The organism is Sulfuricaulis sp. (genome assembly GCF_041499725.1).
Classification (GTDB): domain Bacteria; phylum Pseudomonadota; class Gammaproteobacteria; order Acidiferrobacterales; family Sulfurifustaceae; genus Sulfuricaulis.
Map to the genome: position 1 here is coordinate 13,185 of NZ_JBGQKW010000023.1, position 19,544 is coordinate 32,728.

General features: G+C 55.5%; 20 protein-coding genes. All 20 read right to left on the bottom strand.

The window, feature by feature from the left end; translation table 11 throughout:
• Window positions 1-9: 9 nt before the first annotated feature.
• Window positions 10-948, bottom strand: a complete 939-nt coding sequence (locus tag ACC569_RS05940; RefSeq protein WP_372522579.1) for an NAD-dependent epimerase/dehydratase family protein — start codon at window positions 946-948, stop codon at window positions 10-12.
• Window positions 949-1,000: 52 nt separating this feature from the next.
• Window positions 1,001-1,708 carry a nucleotidyltransferase family protein gene (locus tag ACC569_RS05945; protein ID WP_372522580.1) on the bottom strand — a complete coding sequence of 236 codons (708 nt, stop codon included), beginning with the start codon at window positions 1,706-1,708 and terminating at the stop codon, window positions 1,001-1,003.
• A 12-nt stretch (window positions 1,709-1,720) separates the two neighbouring features.
• Complete coding sequence (locus ACC569_RS05950; RefSeq protein WP_372522581.1) at window positions 1,721-2,890, bottom strand: DegT/DnrJ/EryC1/StrS family aminotransferase; 1,170 nt, start codon at window positions 2,888-2,890, stop codon at window positions 1,721-1,723.
• Between the two features lie 17 nt (window positions 2,891-2,907).
• Complete coding sequence (locus ACC569_RS05955) at window positions 2,908-3,945, bottom strand: alpha-ketoacid dehydrogenase subunit beta (RefSeq protein ID WP_372522582.1); 1,038 nt, start codon at window positions 3,943-3,945, stop codon at window positions 2,908-2,910.
• 17 nt (window positions 3,946-3,962) lie between these two features.
• Complete coding sequence (locus ACC569_RS05960; protein ID WP_372522583.1) at window positions 3,963-4,988, bottom strand: thiamine pyrophosphate-dependent dehydrogenase E1 component subunit alpha; 1,026 nt, start codon at window positions 4,986-4,988, stop codon at window positions 3,963-3,965.
• Window positions 4,989-5,237: 249 nt separating this feature from the next.
• On the bottom strand, window positions 5,238-6,332 hold the full coding sequence (locus ACC569_RS05965) for a glycosyltransferase family 2 protein (RefSeq protein WP_372522584.1): 1,095 nt from the start codon (window positions 6,330-6,332) through the stop codon (window positions 5,238-5,240).
• Window positions 6,302-7,861 carry a lipopolysaccharide biosynthesis protein gene (locus ACC569_RS05970; protein ID WP_372522585.1) on the bottom strand — a complete coding sequence of 520 codons (1,560 nt, stop codon included), beginning with the start codon at window positions 7,859-7,861 and terminating at the stop codon, window positions 6,302-6,304. The genes ACC569_RS05965 and ACC569_RS05970 overlap by 31 nt, the downstream gene beginning before the upstream one ends.
• A gap of 29 nt (window positions 7,862-7,890) precedes the next feature.
• Window positions 7,891-8,658 carry a cephalosporin hydroxylase family protein gene (locus ACC569_RS05975; RefSeq protein WP_372522597.1) on the bottom strand — a complete coding sequence of 256 codons (768 nt, stop codon included), beginning with the start codon at window positions 8,656-8,658 and terminating at the stop codon, window positions 7,891-7,893.
• A 19-nt stretch (window positions 8,659-8,677) separates the two neighbouring features.
• On the bottom strand, window positions 8,678-9,589 hold the full coding sequence (locus tag ACC569_RS05980; RefSeq protein WP_372522586.1) for an NAD-dependent epimerase/dehydratase family protein: 912 nt from the start codon (window positions 9,587-9,589) through the stop codon (window positions 8,678-8,680).
• Entirely contained in the window at window positions 9,586-10,116 is a 531-nt protein-coding gene (rfbC, locus tag ACC569_RS05985) for a dTDP-4-dehydrorhamnose 3,5-epimerase (protein WP_372522587.1), read from the bottom strand. Before rfbC ends, ACC569_RS05980 begins: the two co-directional genes overlap by 4 nt.
• On the bottom strand, window positions 10,113-11,369 hold the full coding sequence (locus ACC569_RS05990; protein ID WP_372522588.1) for a methyltransferase domain-containing protein: 1,257 nt from the start codon (window positions 11,367-11,369) through the stop codon (window positions 10,113-10,115). Before ACC569_RS05990 ends, rfbC begins: the two co-directional genes overlap by 4 nt.
• Window positions 11,366-12,478, bottom strand: coding sequence for a CDP-glucose 4,6-dehydratase (gene rfbG / locus ACC569_RS05995; RefSeq protein WP_372522589.1), 1,113 nt, complete (start codon window positions 12,476-12,478; stop codon window positions 11,366-11,368). Before rfbG ends, ACC569_RS05990 begins: the two co-directional genes overlap by 4 nt.
• Complete coding sequence (gene rfbF / locus ACC569_RS06000; protein WP_372522590.1) at window positions 12,442-13,209, bottom strand: glucose-1-phosphate cytidylyltransferase; 768 nt, start codon at window positions 13,207-13,209, stop codon at window positions 12,442-12,444. Before rfbF ends, rfbG begins: the two co-directional genes overlap by 37 nt.
• A 43-nt stretch (window positions 13,210-13,252) precedes the next feature.
• The gene (locus ACC569_RS06005; RefSeq protein ID WP_372522591.1) at window positions 13,253-14,398 is read right to left on the bottom strand and encodes a glycosyltransferase family 4 protein; all 1,146 of its coding nucleotides are present in this window, start codon (window positions 14,396-14,398) and stop codon (window positions 13,253-13,255) included.
• Window positions 14,399-14,454: 56 nt separating this feature from the next.
• Complete coding sequence (locus ACC569_RS06010) at window positions 14,455-15,384, bottom strand: glycosyltransferase family 2 protein (protein ID WP_372522592.1); 930 nt, start codon at window positions 15,382-15,384, stop codon at window positions 14,455-14,457.
• Between the two features lie 43 nt (window positions 15,385-15,427).
• Entirely contained in the window at window positions 15,428-16,393 is a 966-nt protein-coding gene (locus tag ACC569_RS06015) for a GDP-mannose 4,6-dehydratase (RefSeq protein WP_372522593.1), read from the bottom strand.
• A 19-nt stretch (window positions 16,394-16,412) separates the two neighbouring features.
• On the bottom strand, window positions 16,413-17,495 hold the full coding sequence (locus ACC569_RS06020; protein WP_372522594.1) for a glycosyltransferase family 9 protein: 1,083 nt from the start codon (window positions 17,493-17,495) through the stop codon (window positions 16,413-16,415).
• Between the two features lie 223 nt (window positions 17,496-17,718).
• On the bottom strand, window positions 17,719-18,450 hold the full coding sequence (locus ACC569_RS06025; RefSeq protein WP_372522595.1) for a class I SAM-dependent methyltransferase: 732 nt from the start codon (window positions 18,448-18,450) through the stop codon (window positions 17,719-17,721).
• Window positions 18,443-18,700 (bottom strand): FkbM family methyltransferase, encoded by a 258-nt coding sequence (locus ACC569_RS06030; protein WP_372522598.1) that lies wholly within the window; start codon window positions 18,698-18,700, stop codon window positions 18,443-18,445. Before ACC569_RS06030 ends, ACC569_RS06025 begins: the two co-directional genes overlap by 8 nt.
• Window positions 18,701-18,769: 69 nt before the next feature.
• Window positions 18,770-19,544, bottom strand: a 775-nt coding sequence (locus ACC569_RS06035) for a UDP-glucuronic acid decarboxylase family protein (protein ID WP_372522596.1), incomplete at its 5' end; no start/stop codon positions are given.

The window sequence follows — 19,544 nt, forward strand, 5'->3', positions numbered from 1 at the left end:
GGTAACCGTTCAGACGTTTCCGTATCTCGCGTTGCGGATCATAGTGTAGCCCTTGATCAGTTCCTGGATGCCGAAATCGAGCGAGTACTTCTGCTTGAATCCGGTGGCTTCGATCTTGGCGTTGGAAACGATGTAATTGCGCTGATCCGGATCCTTGCCTACCGGCGCCTCCAGGAAAATAAACTCCGGCAGATGTTTCTGAATGGCCTGACACAGTTCCTTCTTGGAAACGTTGGCGTCCGACAGGCCGACATTGTAGATCTGGCCCTTCATCTTGTCGTAGTTTTTGATGGCGTGCAGAAAAACCCGCATCACATCACGCACGTGGATGTAGTTGCGCTTGAACTGGCTCTCGAACAGCACCACGAAGCGATCGTAAAACGCGCGGTACGTGAAATCGTTCACCAGCAGATCGATGCGCATGCGCGGCGACATGCCGAACACTGTCGCCAGGCGGAAGCTGATGGCGTTGGCATGTTGCATGAACGCCTTCTCGATTTCGACCTTTTCGATCGCGTACTGGGAAATTGGCCGGAGTGGCGACTCCTCGGTGCAGAAATTGTTTTCATCGCCGGTGCCATACGCGCTGTTGGTCGTCGGCATGAGCACGATCTGATTCTTGCTCAGCAGCTTCAGCATCATCATGATGGCGTCGTGATTGATCGTGGTGGCGCCGACCGGGTCCCTGCTGCACAGCGGCGCGCCCACGAGAGCCGCCAGCGGTATAATAATATCCGCGTTCTTCATCAGCGACCGCATGGTGCTTTCCACGCGGATATCGCCGCGCACGACGCTGAAATTCTGGTGATGGCAGGCATGCGCCAGGCTGTTCTGGCCGAACATGAAGTTGTCCAGCACCGTAACCTTATGCCCCGCGCCCAACAGCTCTGGCACCATCGTGGAACCCAGGTAACCCGCCCCGCCTGTAACAAGAATATTGTGGCTCATGTCCTTTCCTTTTTTTAACCTCGAAGCTTTAATGACAGTATGAAAATTTTCCCTATACACCCTGTAATACGGAAGCGGCGCGCCGGTAGTCTTCCGGGATGCCGATATCAATGAACCGGCCGGAAAACGGGAAGCCATACATGCGCCTGCCCTCCGCCAGCATGCGCGGGTACAACTGATCTTCAATCGAAACCGGCACATCGGATTCCGATGCCATGCCGGCGAAGGCGGATTTCTCCGCCAGGTAAACTCCGCCATTGATCAGCGCCTGATCCTCCGACCTTGCGCGATTATCAAACGTCGTGATCTTTCCTTCCTTATCGATTCCCACACTGCCGTAACGGCTGTTGGCCTCCACTTCCCTCAGGGCGATCGTCAATTCCGCGCGTCTTTCCTGGTGATAACGGCGCATCGGCGCCAGATCGACTTCGAAAAAGGTATCCCCATTCATAATAAGGAATGGGCCAGTCCGGCGCAGGTGCTTAAGCGCCAGCAACAACCCGCCACCCGTCCCGAGTGGCTGGTCTTCCACGGCATAGTCCACCTCAGTCCCTTTATACCGGGCGGCAAAATGCTCCTCGATAATATCGCGTTTGTAACCCACCGACAGGACGAAGCGGCTCACGCCTTGTCCGGCCCAGTAGTCGAGCAGATATTCCAGAAAAGGACGGCCGTTGATGGGCGCCATGGGCTTGGGCAGATCCGGCACCACGGCCCGCAACCGGCTGCCAAGACCGCCGGCGAGAATAATGGCTTCCATCCGGCCTGGAATTTAACCCGCCGCCTTCACCAGCACTTCATGAAAACGCCGGATCTGGGGTGTGACGTCGTGCGGATGATTGCCCACGAAAAATCCCCGGTCATGGGCGATATTGGCGTTTTTGATTTCCCCTACGCATTCGTAGTCAAAATGCTTGATGACATCGTGGCGCAGGAAATTGCCGCCGGTGATGATGCGGTAGCCGATGTCCGCCTGCTTCATGGCGTTCATGACCTTCTTGCGGTCGACGTTGAATTTGGGATTGAGAATGACGGTAAAGGCGAACCATGAGCTCATGCCGTTCTCGCGCTGAATGATGAAGCGCTCGTCGTTCTTGAACAGATCGACGAATACCCTAGCGTTGCGCCGCCGGATCTCGATCATGGCATCGAGCTTCTTCAACTGCTCGACGCCGATCGCTCCGCTCAGCTCGAGCGGCCGAGCGTTGTAGCCCGGCAGGATGAACCGATACGCCTCGAAAAAATCGTCATCGCGCTTTTCGTAAATCGAGCTGTCCGCAGGAACATCGCGCGTCCAGCCGTGCGCACGGATGGACCGCGCCAGGTGGTAGAGTTCCGTGTCGTTCGTCACCAGGATGCCGCCTTCCATGGTGGAGATGTGATGCGAGAAAAACGAGCTGAAGGTACCAATGTCCCCGAAGGTGCCGCAGAGCTTCCCGTTGAGTTTCGCGCCCATGGACTCGCAATTGTCCTCAAAAAGATACAGTCCGTGCTTGTCGCAGAACTTGCTCAGAACATCCAGCGCACAGGGATTCCCCAGAATGCTGACCGCGACGACCATCCTTGTGCGTGGCGTGAACGCCTTCTCGAGCTGCGCCACATCCATGTTCAGGGTGTCGAGTTCCACGTCCAGAAATCTGAGCTTCAGGCCATACTGCTGAAGCGGGTAATAGGTCGTGGCCCAGGATATCGAAGGAACAATCACCTCATCACCGCGCTGGAGCGGACGATCCTTCTTATAAAAGAGCGCGGCGATGCCGACCAGGTTGGCGGTGGAACCGGAGCTGACCATAAGCGTGTGCTTCACTCCGAATTTTTTGGCGAAGGCCTCTTCGAAGCGGCTGACGTTTTCGCCCATGGTGAACCGGCCGCTGGCGACGACGCGCTGAATGGCCTGAATTTCCTCATCTCCCCAGGAACTGCTGGCAAGTTCGTAATACATGCTTTCCCTTTTAAGAATTATTTTTTGACCATTTCCCTGACGACGCCAGAGATCTTCTGCGCATCGGGATAATAAAACTGTTCCAGCGTATAGCCGGCCGGCGTCGGAACATCGGGCAGGCCGACGCGACGTACCGGCGCTTTCAGGTAATGGAACCACTTCTCGGCGGCCAGGCACCCGATCTCGGCGCAAACGCCGCCCATCGCCCAGCCGGTATCCACCACCAGCAACCTCCCGGTCATCTTGAGGGATTCGGAAATGATCTGTTCATCCAACGGCTTGAGCGTGCGTAAGTCGATGACTTCCGCATCAATCCCCTCGTCGGCAAGCTTGGCCGCCGCCTGCAGTGCCACCTCCAGCGCATGTGACGCACCGACAATCGTGATGTCTTTTCCGCGCCGGCGGTAAACGCCTTTTCCCAGCGGCACGGTGTAAAAACCTTCAGGCACCATGCCGTCTTTTTTCATCAGCCAGCGATGCTCGAAGATCAGCACCGGATTGTTGTCGGCGATGGCCGCGAGCATCAGTCCCTTGGCGTCATAAGGCGTGCTCGGCATCACGATTTTCAATCCCGGCACGCCGAGCAACAGACCCTGAATGGATTGCGAGTGCTGGGCACCCGATCCCCAGCCGCGGCCGATGGCGGCCCACACCACCATCGGTACCGTCGTCTGGCCGTTGTCCATGTAGTGATATTTGGATGCGTGTGTCACCAGTTGGTTGAAGGCGAGTAGGATGAAATCAGGGCGGTTGTGCATGTACACGGGGCGCATGCCGTTCATGGCGGCGCCGGTACAGACACCCATCATGCCTTCCTCCGACAAGGGTGTATCGAACACACGTGCGGCACCGTATTTTTCCTGCAAGCCCTTGGTGGTGCCGAACATGCGGCCCGGATCGTCCACGCCCTGCCCCAGCACGAATACACCGGGGTCATGTGCCAGTGCGATGTCCAACGCCTCATTGATGGCCTTGGCATAACCGAGCACGCGTCCCGTCTTGGGATCGGGGGTGTCGTAGACCAGAGAATTAACTAATCCTTCATCCCACGGCATGGCTTATTCTCAAGCGCTCAATCGCTGTAAACATGGGTGTACAAATCCTTTTCTTCCGGATTCGGACTGGCCAGCGCGTAATCGAACGCTTCAAGTACTTCATGCATGATTTCTGCATGCATCCGTTCGCGCTGCGTGGCATCGATCAGGCCGGCCTTGGCCAGGAACTGATAATAAGTCTCGACGGGACACACCTTCTCCCAAGCCTCGCGTTCCGCCGGATCGCGGTAACCGGTGTGACTGTCGTCGCCGGCGCCGCCATGCGCGCGGAAACGATAAACCGGCGCTTCGATAAAAGTGGCCCCTCCACCTTCCCGCGCGCGCGCGACGGCCTCGCGGGTCGCCTCATGCACGTCGAGCACGTTGGTGCCGTCCACCCGGACGCTGGCGATGCCGTAGCTTGCCGCCCACTTGTATATTTCCCGCGGTGGCTGACGCGTGGCGAGCGGCGATTGCACCGAATAGAAATTATTTTCGCAGAAAAAGATGACGGGAAGTCGTTTGAGGGCGGCAAAGTTCAGGCTTTCGGAGGCGACGCCCTGCTCAGTGGTGGCATCACCTATAAATACGACCGACACGCGATCAAGGCCCTGAAGCTGGGCAGCCAGCGCCGCACCAGTGGCGATCGGCATGGCACCACCGACAATGGCGGAAGTTCCGGCCATGCCCACGCTTTTGTCGATCAGATGCATGGAACCGCCGCGCGAACCGGCGCAGCCGTTGATGCGGCAGTGCATCTCGCACAGCATCGCCTTGAGGTCGCCGCCTTTGGCAAGATAGTTACCGTGAGTCCTGTGGCTGCTATATAGCAGATCTTCCTTGAGGAGCGCCGCGCAACAACCCACGGAAGTCGCTTCCTGTCCGATCACGAGGTGAATCGGCGTTTTCATCTGATCCTGGTGATAACGCCGCTCGATTTCCTCCTCGATCAGCCGAATGCGCAGCATGTCGCGGAACAGGCGAACGAGGAATTTTTTATCGTAACCGGCCAGGCGGCCTTCCCAATCTTTAAGGCCACTACCTGAATAGGCGTATTTGATCATTAATTTTCGATACTCGCTTAATATGTCCTGACACAGACAGGCTCATGCGCAGGCAAATTGCCAGGATTTTTGCTGTGCCGCTGGGATTCTTCTTCTGCAATTGCCTCGTAAATAGGATGAATCTTCTTCTTATATCGATGCCATGAAGTGTAGATACGCGGCTCGTTGCTTCCACATTCACGGCCATAGGAATGATTCAGAAGTTTTTTCTCGATCTCCGGCCATTCTGAGGACACAATTGTAGTTCTTTTAGTCAGTTTTCGAAAACGGCGTTGCGCCTTTCCGTTCGTATTGCCAGACAAATTCCACCAAATGCCCATATTTTTTATGGAGATCAACCCATCGATGCACATAGCGTTTGCGCCACATCACGTGGAATATCCTGATTGGGACATTGAGCGCGGGAAATATCGCGCAGGCCCTAGATAGGATTACCAGCGACTTCCCGATAACAGGATGGCCGCACTCCCGAATGCCCTCCGCCGCGCGGGAGGCATACTTATAATCCCCTTTTGAGAGCGCACCCAACATCTGTGTTATACCACCGCGCCAATATGGAGGCGACCATTCTTTGACATACTTTCTGACTTGGGGAGGAACCTTGTCGTCTTCGTAAATAGTACGCATCATTGTCTCCCACCCCTTCATCCACTCCCTGCTTATGGGACCAGACGCTGCACCCATGTTCCCTTCATGTGACATGAGCAGAGCAGCAATGCCAGGCACTGCAATACCAGAAAACCGGGCCGCTGCATGATAAACATATCCGCCGTCGGCATTAATGCCGGCGGTCGTATCAATGAGGCCAATGCCGTCCCTGACTTCGCGACGGAAAACGATGCCAGTCCATATTGCAGGAATGGAACCTTCCAGCATTCCCTTTACCGCCTCGCCCGGTTCGTAAAATTTCATCTCGCTCAATGGTATCGGTCCAGTGGTGACGCGAAGATCAGTATCCACCCCTAAGACTGCCATGCACGCAAACATCGCCTCCGGATACCGTTCAAAAGCCCGCATCGCTTCTTCATAGAACGTGGGGGCAAGCATGTCGTCGTCGGACAACAGCGAGAAGAACGGCGTTTCCACTTCGCGGATGCCGTAGTTGAAGTTGTTGTACGGGCCGATGTTCTGCGGATGGCAATGATATTTCACTCGCGGATCACGCTGTGCAATTTCAGTAACCACCGCCCCCGTCTCATCGCCTGAGGCGTTATCATGCACGCAGACTCGCACGTGCGGATAGGTCTGATTGAGCACGCTTAGAATCGCACGGCGCAGCAGCGCCGGACGTCGGTAGGTGGGGATAATGGTAGTTATAAGGGGTTGGGCGGTGAGGGTGGCCATGGAGCTTTCGCTGACACCTTGATTCCAAATGACCGAAGCTGTTCGCGCACCAGGCCCTTAAGTTCAGGCCCGGTCGCAATCCAGCCGACAAGGAGAAATAATACCGATCCGAACGCATACGCGGCGACCAGTCCATAGGCGTCGAGCCCGAGCCCCATCATCCAGAGCGCAAACCAGGGCAGACCGTAGGACAGTAGCCCGAGCGCAGTCAGGAGCCCCGACATGCGAAACCACTTCCAGCCGCTGGTTTTCAGGCATTCGGCGGAAAACCGGGGAATGAAATAGAACATATTCAGCACACCGGCAAGAATGGTTGAAAAAGCCGCGCCCTCCAGACCGAAACGGATGGTGAGCAAAATGGCCGCCGGAACAGCGATCACCAGCGTCCACAGATACGCTCGCAGCATAATCTCAGGCCGCTTCATGGCCAGCGACAACATATAAGGAACATACTGCAGCCCCAGCAGCAACTGGCCAATAGCGAGGAACACCAGTGTCGGCCAGGTTTGCCGGACCACGTCTTCATTCAGGACAAACGACATGACGACGATCCCCAGCATTGCCACCGCCGCCGACACGGGTATATAGACATAGCTGCAGAAATCCTGAAGCTTGTGGTATTGCGTCTTCCAGTCAGACTGCTCTTTGTTCGCAACATTTGCGGACAAGGCGGGAAACGCCGCTTGAGCAATCGCACCGGGCACCATGCCTCCCTTTGACACGAGGCCCTGCGCCACGCTGTAATAACCTAGCTGACTTGCGGGAAGCAGCTTGCTCACAATCCATTTGTCCGCCTGACCGATGATGTATCCCACCATGGTGATCGCTAACATGCGCGAACCGTAGTGAAAGTTTTGGCTAATGACCGTCCATCGGTACGAAAGCCGCAGCGGAGAAATTCCACTCAATCGCGCGGCCATCGTACCGAAGATGACAATACCTGCAACGCCGGAAACGACATACCACGTCGCAACATCGTAGAGCGTCCCACCAACGCCAAGAACGAGAATCATCCCAAATTGTTGCAAGCCGACGGCAGAGACATTGACGACGTTCCAAATATCCATTCTTTCGTTGCCGACAATAATAGCGCCATACACAGCTCTGGGAATGGCAAGGAGCAAAGAAGCTGAAATCACCACAAAGGCCATCATCGCCTCACTGTAGGCAATGCTTTCAATCTGAAGCCAGTGTTTAACGAGAACCGGCGCAAACAATGCGATCAGAAGACAGGATATGCCGTAAGCAGTCCACGCAAGCACCGACGTGGTGCCTATCAGGTCGGAAACATAGCGGCGGTCGCTGTGCCGGTGCGCTGCAACCTCACGCGTGATCACACCTGACAGCCCCATGTCCGATAAGCTGATCAGCATGAAGGTGACCGTTACCGAAAAATAGATGATGCCCAATGCATCCGCGCCCAATTCCTTGAATACGAAACGGGTCGAAACCAAGGAAAGTACCATCAGGACGGCCTGACCGGACATGTTGGACAGAATATTCTTCTTCAGACTTATTTTCCGGGTCATTAGCCATCCGTCACTGCATAACTAAATATTTAATCCAGCCGTCTAAGCCAAGCACCGGGCCAATGGGTAATGTTCTCAGTGAGCTGGCTTTCATTGAATGGCCAGACAGGCTGCTCAATCACAAACTCTGTGTGTTTCTTGGAAAATTCCAGCGCCGCCACTGTCGGGTTATCATGGATCCATTCCGGATTGCCGCGCGGTACATCGTACAAATCCTTCATGCTGCCATCAGTCGCGATGATATAAGAACCAACTGTTACCAGATTATGGTAGACCTCGAGCTCATCGAGCACGTGCTGTCGCGTATGGCAGGAATCCAGGATTACAAGCACAGTTTCTCCGGGCTTGACCAGCGAGGTGACTTTCGCGACTACGTTACGGTCAATCGAACTGCCTTCGATCAGGGTAATGAAGGGAAACAACTCGTGCGATTCGATAGCCTTGCGGTTGTGCGGCCGGATCTCGATATCCACGCCGATCACGCGCCCCTTGCCCATGGCCTTGAACAGGCTGGCGTAAAAAATCAACGACCCGCCGTGGGCCACACCAGTTTCAATGATGACATCGGGCTTGACACGGTAGACCACTTCCTGAACACGTATCATGTCTTCCGGCAATTGGATGATGGGCCGTCCCATCCAGCTGAAGGTATATGGGTATTTCTGGTTCCAGCCGACCTTGAGCCATTGGTGCGAGATCTGCTCGAAAGCCTCACGCGAATAAAGTTCCAGCGTCCGCGTGGCGCCGTTCTGCTCTATCGTAACCTGTTTGCGTTCTGTATCGATCGTCAGCTTCATTGCAATTACCCCAACAGTTTTATTGGCGCTCAACAGATTTCATGTTTTCAACAGTCTGGGCGATGCCTTGCTTTAATTCGTATCGCGGCCTGAACCCGACTTCATCACGTAACCGGCCAACATCGGCGATCAAGGCGCCCGGTTCACCAGCTGGTGCTGGTACAGCGCCCAAGCGTACGAGATCGCGCTTATTCAGATGATCGGCAATCGCATGGATAACGTCCTTAAGAGAAGCGGAAACTCCCGAGGCAATGTTCACCGCGCCTCGTGCATCGCTGTCCAGTAATGCAACGAAGGCGCGCGCAACATCTTCCACATGCATGAAATCACGCACCTGATTCCCATGGGTACAAAGCGCCGGTTCATTGCGCAGCAACGAGTTAATGACGGAAGGCACCAGGCGCGAAGGATATTCACCGGGCCCATAGAGAAAGAAAATTCTTCCCCAGGCGCTGGACAATCCCGCCTGCCGTGACCAGGCATCGAGCAGAACCTGCGTGCCATGCTTGCAAGCTCCGTAAAGAGTGGCTGGCCGGCAGGGAGTGAACAACTCGGAACAGTAATCGAATTTCCAGTCGTACTCGGCGCAACTGCCCGCCATCACCGCGCGCTGACCGCCGTGATCCGAAAATATCTGCATCAGATTTGCGGTCGCTCTGACCCAGGCAAGATTCTCGGGTGCCGTCCAATACTTGCCGGGTACGGCATACCAGGCAAAATGCAACAGATGGGTCGGCTGAACTTTTCCGACCAGTGATGCGATTTCGCCCGGTTCCAATATATTCGCACGATGCCAGACGATATCCCGGCTTCGCGCTTCCGGTGCACGTTGACCGCTTACGGCATGCACTTCGTAACCGGATTCGAGCAATCGAGGCAGACTGTGATGTCCGATAAATCCGGTGGCGCCGGTGACCAGCACTCTTTTCATGCGGCGAAATCCGGGTATTGGCGATCTTTATCGGAAATAATCCGTTCCGTCACCGGCCACTCGATGGCGAAGGCAGGGTCGTTCCAGCGCGCGCCGCGCGCGGACTCCGGGCGATAATACGTGGAGATCTGGTAGAAGACCTCGGTGTCGTCCACCAGCGACTGAAACCCATGGGCAAAACCGACCGGGATATAGAGCATGCGCCGATTATCGGCGCTCAACTCCACCGCGATCCATTTCCTAAACGTGGACGACTCCGGCCGCAAATCGACGATGACGTCATAAATCGCGCCACGGGTGCAACGCACGACCTTGGTTTCCTCGTGCGGCTTGGCCTGATAGTGCATGCCGCGCAGCGTTCCGCGTATTTTGTTGAACGAGATGCTGCACTGCGCGAGATCCGGATTCAGGCCGTGTTTGGCAAACTCCTCGCGACACCAGCTGCGGGCGAAAAAACCCCTTTCGTCCGGCACCGGCTCGATATCTATAATACAGGCACCGGCGAGGGCCGTCGGCGAAAACTTCACGCAATCACCTCGACGCGCGGGATGGGCACGACGAATTTCCCGCCCCATTCGCGCACGTGCGACATCTGTTCGATGATCTCATCCTTGATGTTCCACGGCAGAATCAGGATATAGTCCGGGCGCGTCTGGCGGATACGGTCGGGCGCGTGGACCGGTATGCGGGTACCCGGCAGAAACAATCCTTGCTTGTGCGGACTGCGATCCACGGTGTAATCCAGAAAATCGGTGCGGATACCGCAGTAATTGAGCAGCGTATTGCCCTTGGCCGGCGCGCCGTAACCTGCCATCGACTTGCCCTCGCGCTTCGCCCGGATGAGAAAATCGAGCAGCTTGCGCTTGGTGTCGCGAACGTTTTCCGAGAATTTTTCATAAGTGGCGAGCGCCGTCATGCCGGCGCCGGTTTCCCGTTTTCTGAGTGATTCCACGTTGGCACTTTCCGGGGGTTTTCCATTCTCCGCATGCCGGGCATAAATGCGCAGCGATCCACCGTGGGTCGGCAGTTCCTCGACATCGAACAGCGTCAGGCCGTGTTTCGCGAAAATCCTTTCAACGGTGACGAATGAAAAGTAGGAAAAGTGCTCGTGATAGATCGTGTCGAACTGGTTGTTGGCCATCAACTGCAAGAGATGCGGGAATTCCATGGTGATCACGCCATCGCGTTTGAGGGCGATCTTCATGCCGGCGACAAAGTCATTCACATCCGGCACATGCGCCAATACATTATTGCCCAACAGCAGATCCGCCTGTTGTCCGGATGCCGCCAGCTCCTTGGCGGTTTTGACGCCGAAGAACTTTGTCTGTGTCGGAATCCCCGCGGCCCTCGCCGTCTGCGCCACATTGTCGGCCGGCTCGATACCCAGCACCGGAATGCCATGCTCCTTGAAATTCCGCAGCAGATAGCCGTCGTTACTGGCGATCTCCATGACCTGATGCGAGGCATTGAAACCGAAACGGCGGATCATCAGCTCGGTATAGGCCTTGGCGTGCCGCAGCCAGGACTCTGAATACGACGAAAAATAGGCATAATCGCTGAATATCTGCTGCGGGCTTTCGAACTCTTCCAGCTGCACCAGGAAACAGGAGCCGCACACGTAGGCGTGCAGCGGATAGAACGGCTCCATGGCGTGATAGTTTTCGGGCTTGATGAAGGCGTTCGACAAAGGCGACATGCCCAGATCCACGAAGGTATGCGCAAGCGGTGCCTCGCAGAATCGGCAACGGCCGGCCTGATGGAGGGTGGGCGTGGATTTCATCCGTCCACCATCGTCTGGTAACGCGCAATCTGATCGAGCGTGAACCGGTGCATGTCCGTTTTTTTCTGATGCGCCTGGTACCATGCCACCGTCCATTCCAGTGCCGGACTCAGCGAAAGCTTCGGATGCCAATCCAGACGCGTCTTGGCCTTGGTGCAATCGAGCTTGAGATAGGCGGCCTCGTGGGGTTGCGTGGCACGGTCACGGCTCCAGCTTGCGCCTTCTCCCCACAGCGTCACAAGATGGTCCGCGATCCAGGACACCGGCTTGGCGTCGCCTTCGTCCGGGCCAAAATTCCAGGCCTCCGCGTCACGACCCCCCTGCTCCCACAGCAGCTCGATCAATTGCAGATAACCGCGTAACGGTTCCAAAACGAACTGCCAGGGGCGGATGGCATCCGGACGACGGATCGTCACCGGATGCCGCTGCATGAAGGCGCGCACGATATCCGGAAGCAGGCGATCCTCGGCCCAGTCGCCCCCGCCGATCACGTTCCCCGCACGGGCGCTCGCGATGGCCGCCTCGTGTCGGGTCGCATTCTTTTCATTGAAATAGGAATTACGGTACGCCGCCGTCACGAGCTCCGCGCAGCCCTTACTGCTGGAATAGGGGTCGTAACCGCCCATGGGTTCGTCTTCGCGGTAACCCTGTGTGCGCTCCCGGTTCTCATAGCATTTGTCGCTGGTCACGATCAGGACGGCCCGCGTGCCGCCGGCATGACGCACGGCCTCGAGCAAATTCACCGTGCCCATGACATTGGTGGCATAAGTCTCCACCGGATTGTGGTAGGAATAACGCACGAGCGACTGCGCCGCCATGTGGATGACAATCTCCGGTTGATGCTCCTGCATTGTCGCCACGAGCTTCGGAAGATCACGGACATCGCCATGCAGGGAAATCATGCCCTGCGACACCTTTCCCAGCTCAAAAAGACTGGGCTTGGAGGGCGGATCAAGGGAATATCCGATGACCTTCGCGCCCAACTGCTGCAACCACAGGCACAGCCACCCGCCCTTGAATCCCGTGTGACCGGTGACCAGCACCTGTTTGTCTTTCCAGAAACCGGGCTTCACTACCAGATCTTCCAGGGCGCCTTGCCGGAGGCCCAAAGCTTCTCAAGATAATTCTTGTCGCGTAGCGTATCCATGGGGTGCCAGAAACCGGTATGCGTGTAGGCGGAAAGACTGTTCTCCCGCGCCAGCCTTTCCATGGGCTCGCGCTCCCAGAATGTCTGGTCGCCTTCAATATAATCGATCACCTTCGGCGAAAGGACAAAAAAACCACCGTTGATCCATCCGCCATCGCCATGGGGTTTCTCGACAAAACCCGTCACCTTCCCCTGAGCGATATCGAGCGAACCGAAGCGACCGGGCGGCTGCACCGCCGTCACTGTTCCCAGCAATCCCTGTTTCCGGTGGTGTGCAATCAATGCCCGAACGTCCACGTTACCCACCCCGTCGCCATAGGTCAGACAGAAATCCTCTCCGCCCAGATACGACTTTACCCGCTTGAGACGCCCGCCGGTCATGGTGTCATCGCCGGTATCCACCAGCGTCACCCGCCACGGCTCCGTCTTGTTTTGATGGACTTCCATATGGTTCTTGGCCATATCGAACGTAACGTCTGACATGTGAAGAAAATAGTTCGCGAAATACTCCTTGATCTGATAGCCAAGGTATCCGCAACAAATGATGAAATCGTTGATGCCGTGTGCGGAATAGATTTTCATGATATGCCACAGAACGGGTTTACCGCCGATCTCTATCATGGGCTTCGGCTTCAGATGAGTCTCCTCGCTGAGGCGAGTACCCAGACCTCCGGCCAAGATGACAGCTTTCATTTAATGCACCCCCTCAGTTAAGAATAATTTGGTGTCCACTATTTTAGACAGTCGCCGTGACCGCTTCCTGATAACAAGATATCACTCGTTGACCATAGGTATCCCAGCCTCCCAGCAACTGCACGCGATGTAACGCCGCTTTTGCCATTTCGAGAAGCTGATCTGGATGGTGATAAAGGTGCAATAGACGATCACGGATTGCATCCGTATCGCGAATGGGAACGATAAAGCCTTCCACGCCGTCCGTAAAAAGGTCTTCGGCGCCTGTGTTATGTGTCGCGATCACGGGAATTCCGCAAGCCATTGCTTGAGCCTGAACCAAAGCCAAGCCCTCCTCTATTGAGGCAATCACAAATACAGAGGCTTGACTGTAATACCGATGAAGCTCAGCACGAGGAATTTCACCAAAACATTTGAACTTGCCTTCATATTTTGCGAGAAAAGGCTTGATCTCAGGTTGTACCGCTCCTATCAGCCATAACTCAAATTTTGGAAGCGGCAATGCACAGAGCGCTTCCAAAAGGTAAGGGATGCCTTTGCGTAAGCTCAATGCACCGACATAAATGACGCGAAACACATCGTCAGACTTTGGCATGGGTCGAAACATGCGTAAATCAACGCCATAAGAGATCTTGCGCAGCTTCGCTTCGGGAACACCTTTCTGAACAAAAGAACGATACACAAACGTTGACGGTACGAAAATTAAATCGCATTCGTTGTATTCTTGCAGCTCGCGGTCCAGCAGAGCTCGATCTACCGGTTGGTAAGGAATGCCCCAACGCAGATACTCTTCCGCCAGGATTTCGTCATGAAAACCGATATGGGACGACCCTCGATCGCATACTGTTAAAGCACCATAACGTTCTTTAGCAATGCGATGACTGCGTAGACCGAAGCTTGACAGGCAATGAAACACATCGCAGGGTTCGAGACGGCTCGCCATCCATCTATCAAACGACTTAACCGTGAGTCGGTTCAGGTACCGCTCCACCCCATGGAACCCCCGACGGCCAAGCAGAATTGTCGGTCCCATCAACCAGGGAAACGACCTTACCTTGTCCCGCGGTAATCCATCGACTTTCCATCGTGGATATGCGGTATAGAGTCGGCTCAACCAACCCGCACGCTCCATCTGCCGGGCCAGATCAAAGGTGTGAAAACGTCCCGCGCTTCCGATGCAGACTCTCATTGTCTACTTAGAAAAGCGCCTTACCGGTAAACATGATGGCGTGAGTAAACACTTGTTTATGTGCAACAGGATCGCATGCGGCGCTCCGCACGCACAATCTCAAAGATGGATTCCCACTCACCTACGTGAAATGCCGTCTGCTCGATTAGCCACGCCCAGAGAAACGGTACGAAATCGCGGACGCTCTTCTTCGAGAACCGGGTTGTACGCCATACAACATATGTCATGGGGGCAACCAAGCCGACATATACCAGTGTCTTGACGATGCGAAGCATCGCCCAAGCTGCGATCGCTCCTATCGACCACTTCTGCAAAAAGCGTCGGATCTGCGGGCTGCCCCGCCCGCGGCCTTTGCGGATCTGCCAGTATTCGGCGAATGACGCAGGCGCGACGTGATCCACGGTGATAGAGAAATCGATCATCTTCTTCGCGCCGAGCTTGCGCAGATTGCCGCCAAAATACACATCCTCGCCGGCGCAGATGGGCACGACAAATCCCGTGGGAAACATCCCCACCTTGATCGCGATTTCCCGGCGACAGGAAAATCCCTCGCTCCATTCCATCCATGATGGGTCGCCACTCTGGTCCGCGGCCCCCATCGCCTCCACATAGCGGGCGTACAGGTCCTGAGTATTCGCAATCTCGGATCTCACAAGGACGTAGTCGTAACCCTGCTCGTAGTACGACAGCAGGCGGCGCAGAAAATCCGGTCGCAGGCGCACGTCAGCGTTGAGGATGACCACGATATCGCCGGTGGATTCCATGATACCGAGATTACGCGCTTCACAACGCCCTGCGCGCTTGGCCGGACGCACCAGGCGTATACCCTTATTCGCATACCGCTGGACGATATCGGGCGTGGAATCGGTCGAATCATCCACCACCAGAATTTCCATGTCTGGACAATCGAGCAACAACAGGGCATCGAGTGTTCCCGCGATGTCGTTTTCCTCGTTATAGGTCGGAATAACAATGCTGAACTTCATGTCGCCTCTACGACGGACTTGTGTGCCTGACACAATGGTATGTTCATAACGGTATGTCCAGATGACGTTCCGCTTCCACCATCAGGCGCACGACTTCGCGCATTTTATGCTGCGCCTGCCAACCCAGCTTGGCGCGCGCCTTGGCAGGATTGCCGCGGCCTGCCGCCAGATCCGTGGGGCGCAACAAACCCGGGTCCAGCACCACATGATCGCGCCAGTTGAGTCCGGCGGCAGAGAATGCCGTATCGACGAATTCTTCGAGGCTGTGGCTCTCGCCCGTCGCGATAACATAGTCCTCGGGTTTTTCCTGCTGCAGCATGCGCCACATGGCATCGACATATTCCGGCGCCCAGCCCCAGTCGCGCCGGATGGAAATATTACCGAGCCGCAGTTTGTCCTTGCTGCCAGCGGCGATACGGCTGGAGGCGGCGACGATCTTTTTTGTCACGAAACGTTCCGGCCGCAGCGGCGATTCGTGGTTGAATAAAATCCCAGAACAGGCGAAAAGACCGTAAGCTTCGCGATAATTCGCCACTTCCCAGAAGGCCGCGGATTTGGCCACGGCGTAAGGACTGCGCGGTGCAAAAGGCGTGGCCTCGTCCGCCACGTCATTGATATCCCCGAAGCATTCGCTGGAACCGGCGTTGTAAAAACGGATCGGGCGGCCGGCAAAACGGATGGCCTCGAGGAAATTGAGCGTTCCCACGCTGATGCTTTCAAGCGTTTCGACCGGCTGCTGGAACGACAGCCCCACGGAGCTCTGGCCGGCCAGGTTATAGACCTCGTCAGGCTGGATCTTCATCAGCGCCTGCAACACACTGCGAAAATCGTTGACAGCCACCGATTCGAGATTCACCTTTTCAAGAATACCGAGGCGTGCAAGATTCCGAAACGATGACATCTGTGCATCACGCGATGATCCGTAAACTGCATAACCTTTATCGAGCAGCATCCGCGCGAGGTAGGCGCCGTCCTGTCCGGATACACCGCATATCAATGCTTTCTTCATAGATTTTTTGCCTTCAGCATCAGTACATCAATGGGTCATTGATGACACTATTAACTGCTTTTTCTGCCTCGTCTACCGATATCAAATTCAGGCATTTGTTCTCATAGGGGCAGTCCGTTCGCATACACCCGGCGCACTCTGTCTCATGTCGCAGAACGACATGGCCTTTGCCGTACGGTTCCCATTGACCCGGATAATCTCTCGCGCTGAACAACGCCACACAGGGGGTCCCCACCATGCCCGCCAAGTGCATCGCGCCGGTGTCGTTGCCGACATAAGCGATGCATTGCCGCAGAACTTCGGCTGAGCCATATGGCGACAACTCACCCGCAAGATTGCGCGCACGCGGTCCCCAGGCGCTGCACAGCTCCTTGCCACGCGCCACATCATCGCGTCCACCCACCACCAACAGCATGCAATTGGGATAATTTTTCAGCAGCCTGCTGCCGACTTCGCGGAAACGCTCCAGCGGCCATACTTTAGACGGCATCTTGGAACCCGGTCCCACGCCGAGCAACCGGACTCCAGCTGGAATGCCTGCACGCACCAGCAGTTCCTGAGCCTTGCGTCGCTCCTCTTCCGGAATCGATAGATGAAACGGCGTCGCCGGCATTTCAGCACCGGCAGCGCGCAGCAGCCGCTTCCACTCCGGTTCGATTTGCGGCAGCACGCCGGCGGCATTCTTGTCCGGCCTTGTCAGATAACCGCCACCGTGGTAGTCACGGATGCCGATCACACGCTTGAAGAAAAAGCGGTCTCGGCAGCTTTGCATGAGCTTTCGTTCCGGCGTGAGGTCATAAACCATTTCGCAGCGCAGCCACCGCAACTGCCAGGCAAGTGTCAGCAGCGTGAATAGCCGCCTCAGGACTCCGCGTGCCGTACGGTAGAACACCACGTCGGCGAACCAGCCAGTCGGACCGAGCACCTCCCAGGATGAAACAAAACTGGCCGTCTCCTGTCTTTCGGTCAGCAGCACCAAGCGATGATGTGGATGGCGCTCGCGGATGGCGTGGATGGCCGGCAGGGAAATCAACGTGTCTCCCAACTGGCCGATACGGAACACCAGAATGTTTCCTGCCTGTGCGCCGGTCGATGAATTCATCGTCATCTCAGAAATGCAACACCTGGCGCGTCCAACCGCGTAACCTGGGCTCGTGCTGGCCCGCGTGCTGACCCTGCATCAGCCATACCTGCACGGGCTCGGAAAACCCGGTCTGACGGCGCGCTCGAACTTCCGATTACAGCGGTTTGTAATTGTAAATCTCACGGCTAAAGACCACGCGCAGCCGACCGTTATAGCTGAATGTTCCCGCAATGCCACACATTTATTTGACTGCCACCGTCAGGAAATTCTGGGTGAAGATACAGTCTTTCTCACCTGCCCCTGTTTCCGCCAGCAAGTAAATACGCAATATGCCCCTGATAATTTTCCAAAGCCCCCAGCGTACAGCGCTTTTAAAGCCGTGGGGAATCGGCGTATCTTCATGGCAAGCGACTTGAGAAAACCCGGAAGATTTAAGTAATTGCGTTATAGAAGCGCGGGTAAAAGCCAGCTCATGGGTAAAATCCCAATATCGCATCTTTCCGCCAAACGGCGATTCACCGTTGGGCGCGTGGATAATCCATTTGCCGCCTTTACGTAAAACGCGATACACCTGGTCTAAAAATGTTAGCAACTCGTCTTTTGTGAAGTGCTCGATAACATCGAAAGCAATTACGGTATCGATAGATTCATTCGCCAGGGATTGCAGCGTGTTCATCAAATCCCCTTCATGCACGCCCTCGATGCCAAGGTGCCTGGCGGCCGCCACTTGTTGCGGCGAGCGGTCAACCCCTGTCACTTTGTGATAGCCAGCCAGTCGTACAAAGTGAACCAATGCGCCATGTCCGCACCCAAGGTCCACGATGACCGCATTTTTATCTAGAGGAAAATGATCACGGATCAGTCTTTTGAGATAAGCAGCTCGCGGTTTCAGCCCATTAACGCTTTCTGGGGCGAGTGATTCTTGGCGCGCGTGGACATAATATTGATAAATGCGGTCACGATAATTAGGCATTGTTATGTCCAGGTATTGCGTAAATTTCATCGCTGGTCAATTCGCCAGAGATTGCAGATTGGCCGTCCAGGAGATGAATTTCGTATCCTGCAGACCTAAGTATTTCGGCACAGTGCTGCTTCCGGTTATCGCCGTGTAGCGCAATGAACAGGGTTGTCTTCTTCTTGTTTAATAGATCCTTCGCACCGTTCAACACCAGTGTCTCAGCACCTTCTACATCCATTTTGATCACATCTGGAACAGGAATAATATTTTTGGCAACAGACTATCCAACGACAAGGAGGCGGATGGGATGCTTAACCAATTAACCTGCATACCGCTAGACAACCAGGGTCCTGAAATATTCGATCGTCTTAATCAATCCATCCTGAAGTTTCATTGCAGGCTCCCATCCCAGTTTACCGCGTGCGAGCGTGATATCCGGACAGCGCTGCATCGGGTCATCGCTCGGGAGCGGTTTGAAGACAAGTTTAGATTTCGAGCCAGTCATGGAAATCACCTTTTCCGCCAGTTCGCGTATGGTGAACTCGCCAGGGTTTCCGAGGTTCACCGGCCCGGTGAAGTCATCCGTCGTATTCATCAATCGAATGAATCCCTCGATCAAATCATCCACGTAACAGAACGAGCGCGTTTGCTTGCCGTCGCCATAGACGGTGATCGGCTCTCCCTTGAGTGCCTGGACGATGAAATTCGAAACCACGCGCCCGTCGTGCGGATGCATGCGCGGTCCATAAGTATTGAATATCCGTGCGACCTTGATGCGGAGATTATGCTGACGGCGGTAGTCAAAGAAGAGTGTCTCAGCGCAGCGCTTACCCTCGTCATAGCAGGAACGAATCCCGACGGGATTGACATGCCCCCAGTAATCCTCGCGCTGTGGATGCACCTTGGGGTCGCCGTAAACCTCGCTGGTCGAGGCCTGGAAGATCTTGGCCTTGATGCGCTTGGCCAGGCCCAGCATGTTGATCGCCCCGTGCACGCTGGTCTTGGTCGTCTGCACCGGATCGAACTGGTAATGAATCGGCGAGGCCGGACAGGCCAGGTTGTAGATTTCATCCACTTCCACATAAAGCGGGAACGTAACATCGTGCCGA

Coding starts and splice junctions, on each gene's coding strand:
- ACC569_RS05940 (WP_372522579.1), bottom strand. CDS start 948: ATGAGCCACAATATTCTTGTTACAGGCGGGGCGGGTTACCTGGGTTCC.
- ACC569_RS05945 (WP_372522580.1), bottom strand. CDS start 1,708: ATGGAAGCCATTATTCTCGCCGGCGGTCTTGGCAGCCGGTTGCGGGCC.
- ACC569_RS05950 (WP_372522581.1), bottom strand. CDS start 2,890: ATGTATTACGAACTTGCCAGCAGTTCCTGGGGAGATGAGGAAATTCAG.
- ACC569_RS05955 (WP_372522582.1), bottom strand. CDS start 3,945: ATGCCGTGGGATGAAGGATTAGTTAATTCTCTGGTCTACGACACCCCC.
- ACC569_RS05960 (WP_372522583.1), bottom strand. CDS start 4,988: ATGATCAAATACGCCTATTCAGGTAGTGGCCTTAAAGATTGGGAAGGC.
- ACC569_RS05965 (WP_372522584.1), bottom strand. CDS start 6,332: ATGGCCACCCTCACCGCCCAACCCCTTATAACTACCATTATCCCCACC.
- ACC569_RS05970 (WP_372522585.1), bottom strand. CDS start 7,861: ATGACCCGGAAAATAAGTCTGAAGAAGAATATTCTGTCCAACATGTCC.
- ACC569_RS05975 (WP_372522597.1), bottom strand. CDS start 8,658: ATGAAGCTGACGATCGATACAGAACGCAAACAGGTTACGATAGAGCAG.
- ACC569_RS05980 (WP_372522586.1), bottom strand. CDS start 9,589: ATGAAAAGAGTGCTGGTCACCGGCGCCACCGGATTTATCGGACATCAC.
- ACC569_RS05990 (WP_372522588.1), bottom strand. CDS start 11,369: ATGAAATCCACGCCCACCCTCCATCAGGCCGGCCGTTGCCGATTCTGC.
- rfbF (WP_372522590.1), bottom strand. CDS start 13,209: ATGAAAGCTGTCATCTTGGCCGGAGGTCTGGGTACTCGCCTCAGCGAG.
- ACC569_RS06005 (WP_372522591.1), bottom strand. CDS start 14,398: ATGAGAGTCTGCATCGGAAGCGCGGGACGTTTTCACACCTTTGATCTG.
- ACC569_RS06010 (WP_372522592.1), bottom strand. CDS start 15,384: ATGAAGTTCAGCATTGTTATTCCGACCTATAACGAGGAAAACGACATC.
- ACC569_RS06015 (WP_372522593.1), bottom strand. CDS start 16,393: ATGAAGAAAGCATTGATATGCGGTGTATCCGGACAGGACGGCGCCTAC.
- ACC569_RS06020 (WP_372522594.1), bottom strand. CDS start 17,495: ATGAATTCATCGACCGGCGCACAGGCAGGAAACATTCTGGTGTTCCGT.
- ACC569_RS06025 (WP_372522595.1), bottom strand. CDS start 18,450: ATGCCTAATTATCGTGACCGCATTTATCAATATTATGTCCACGCGCGC.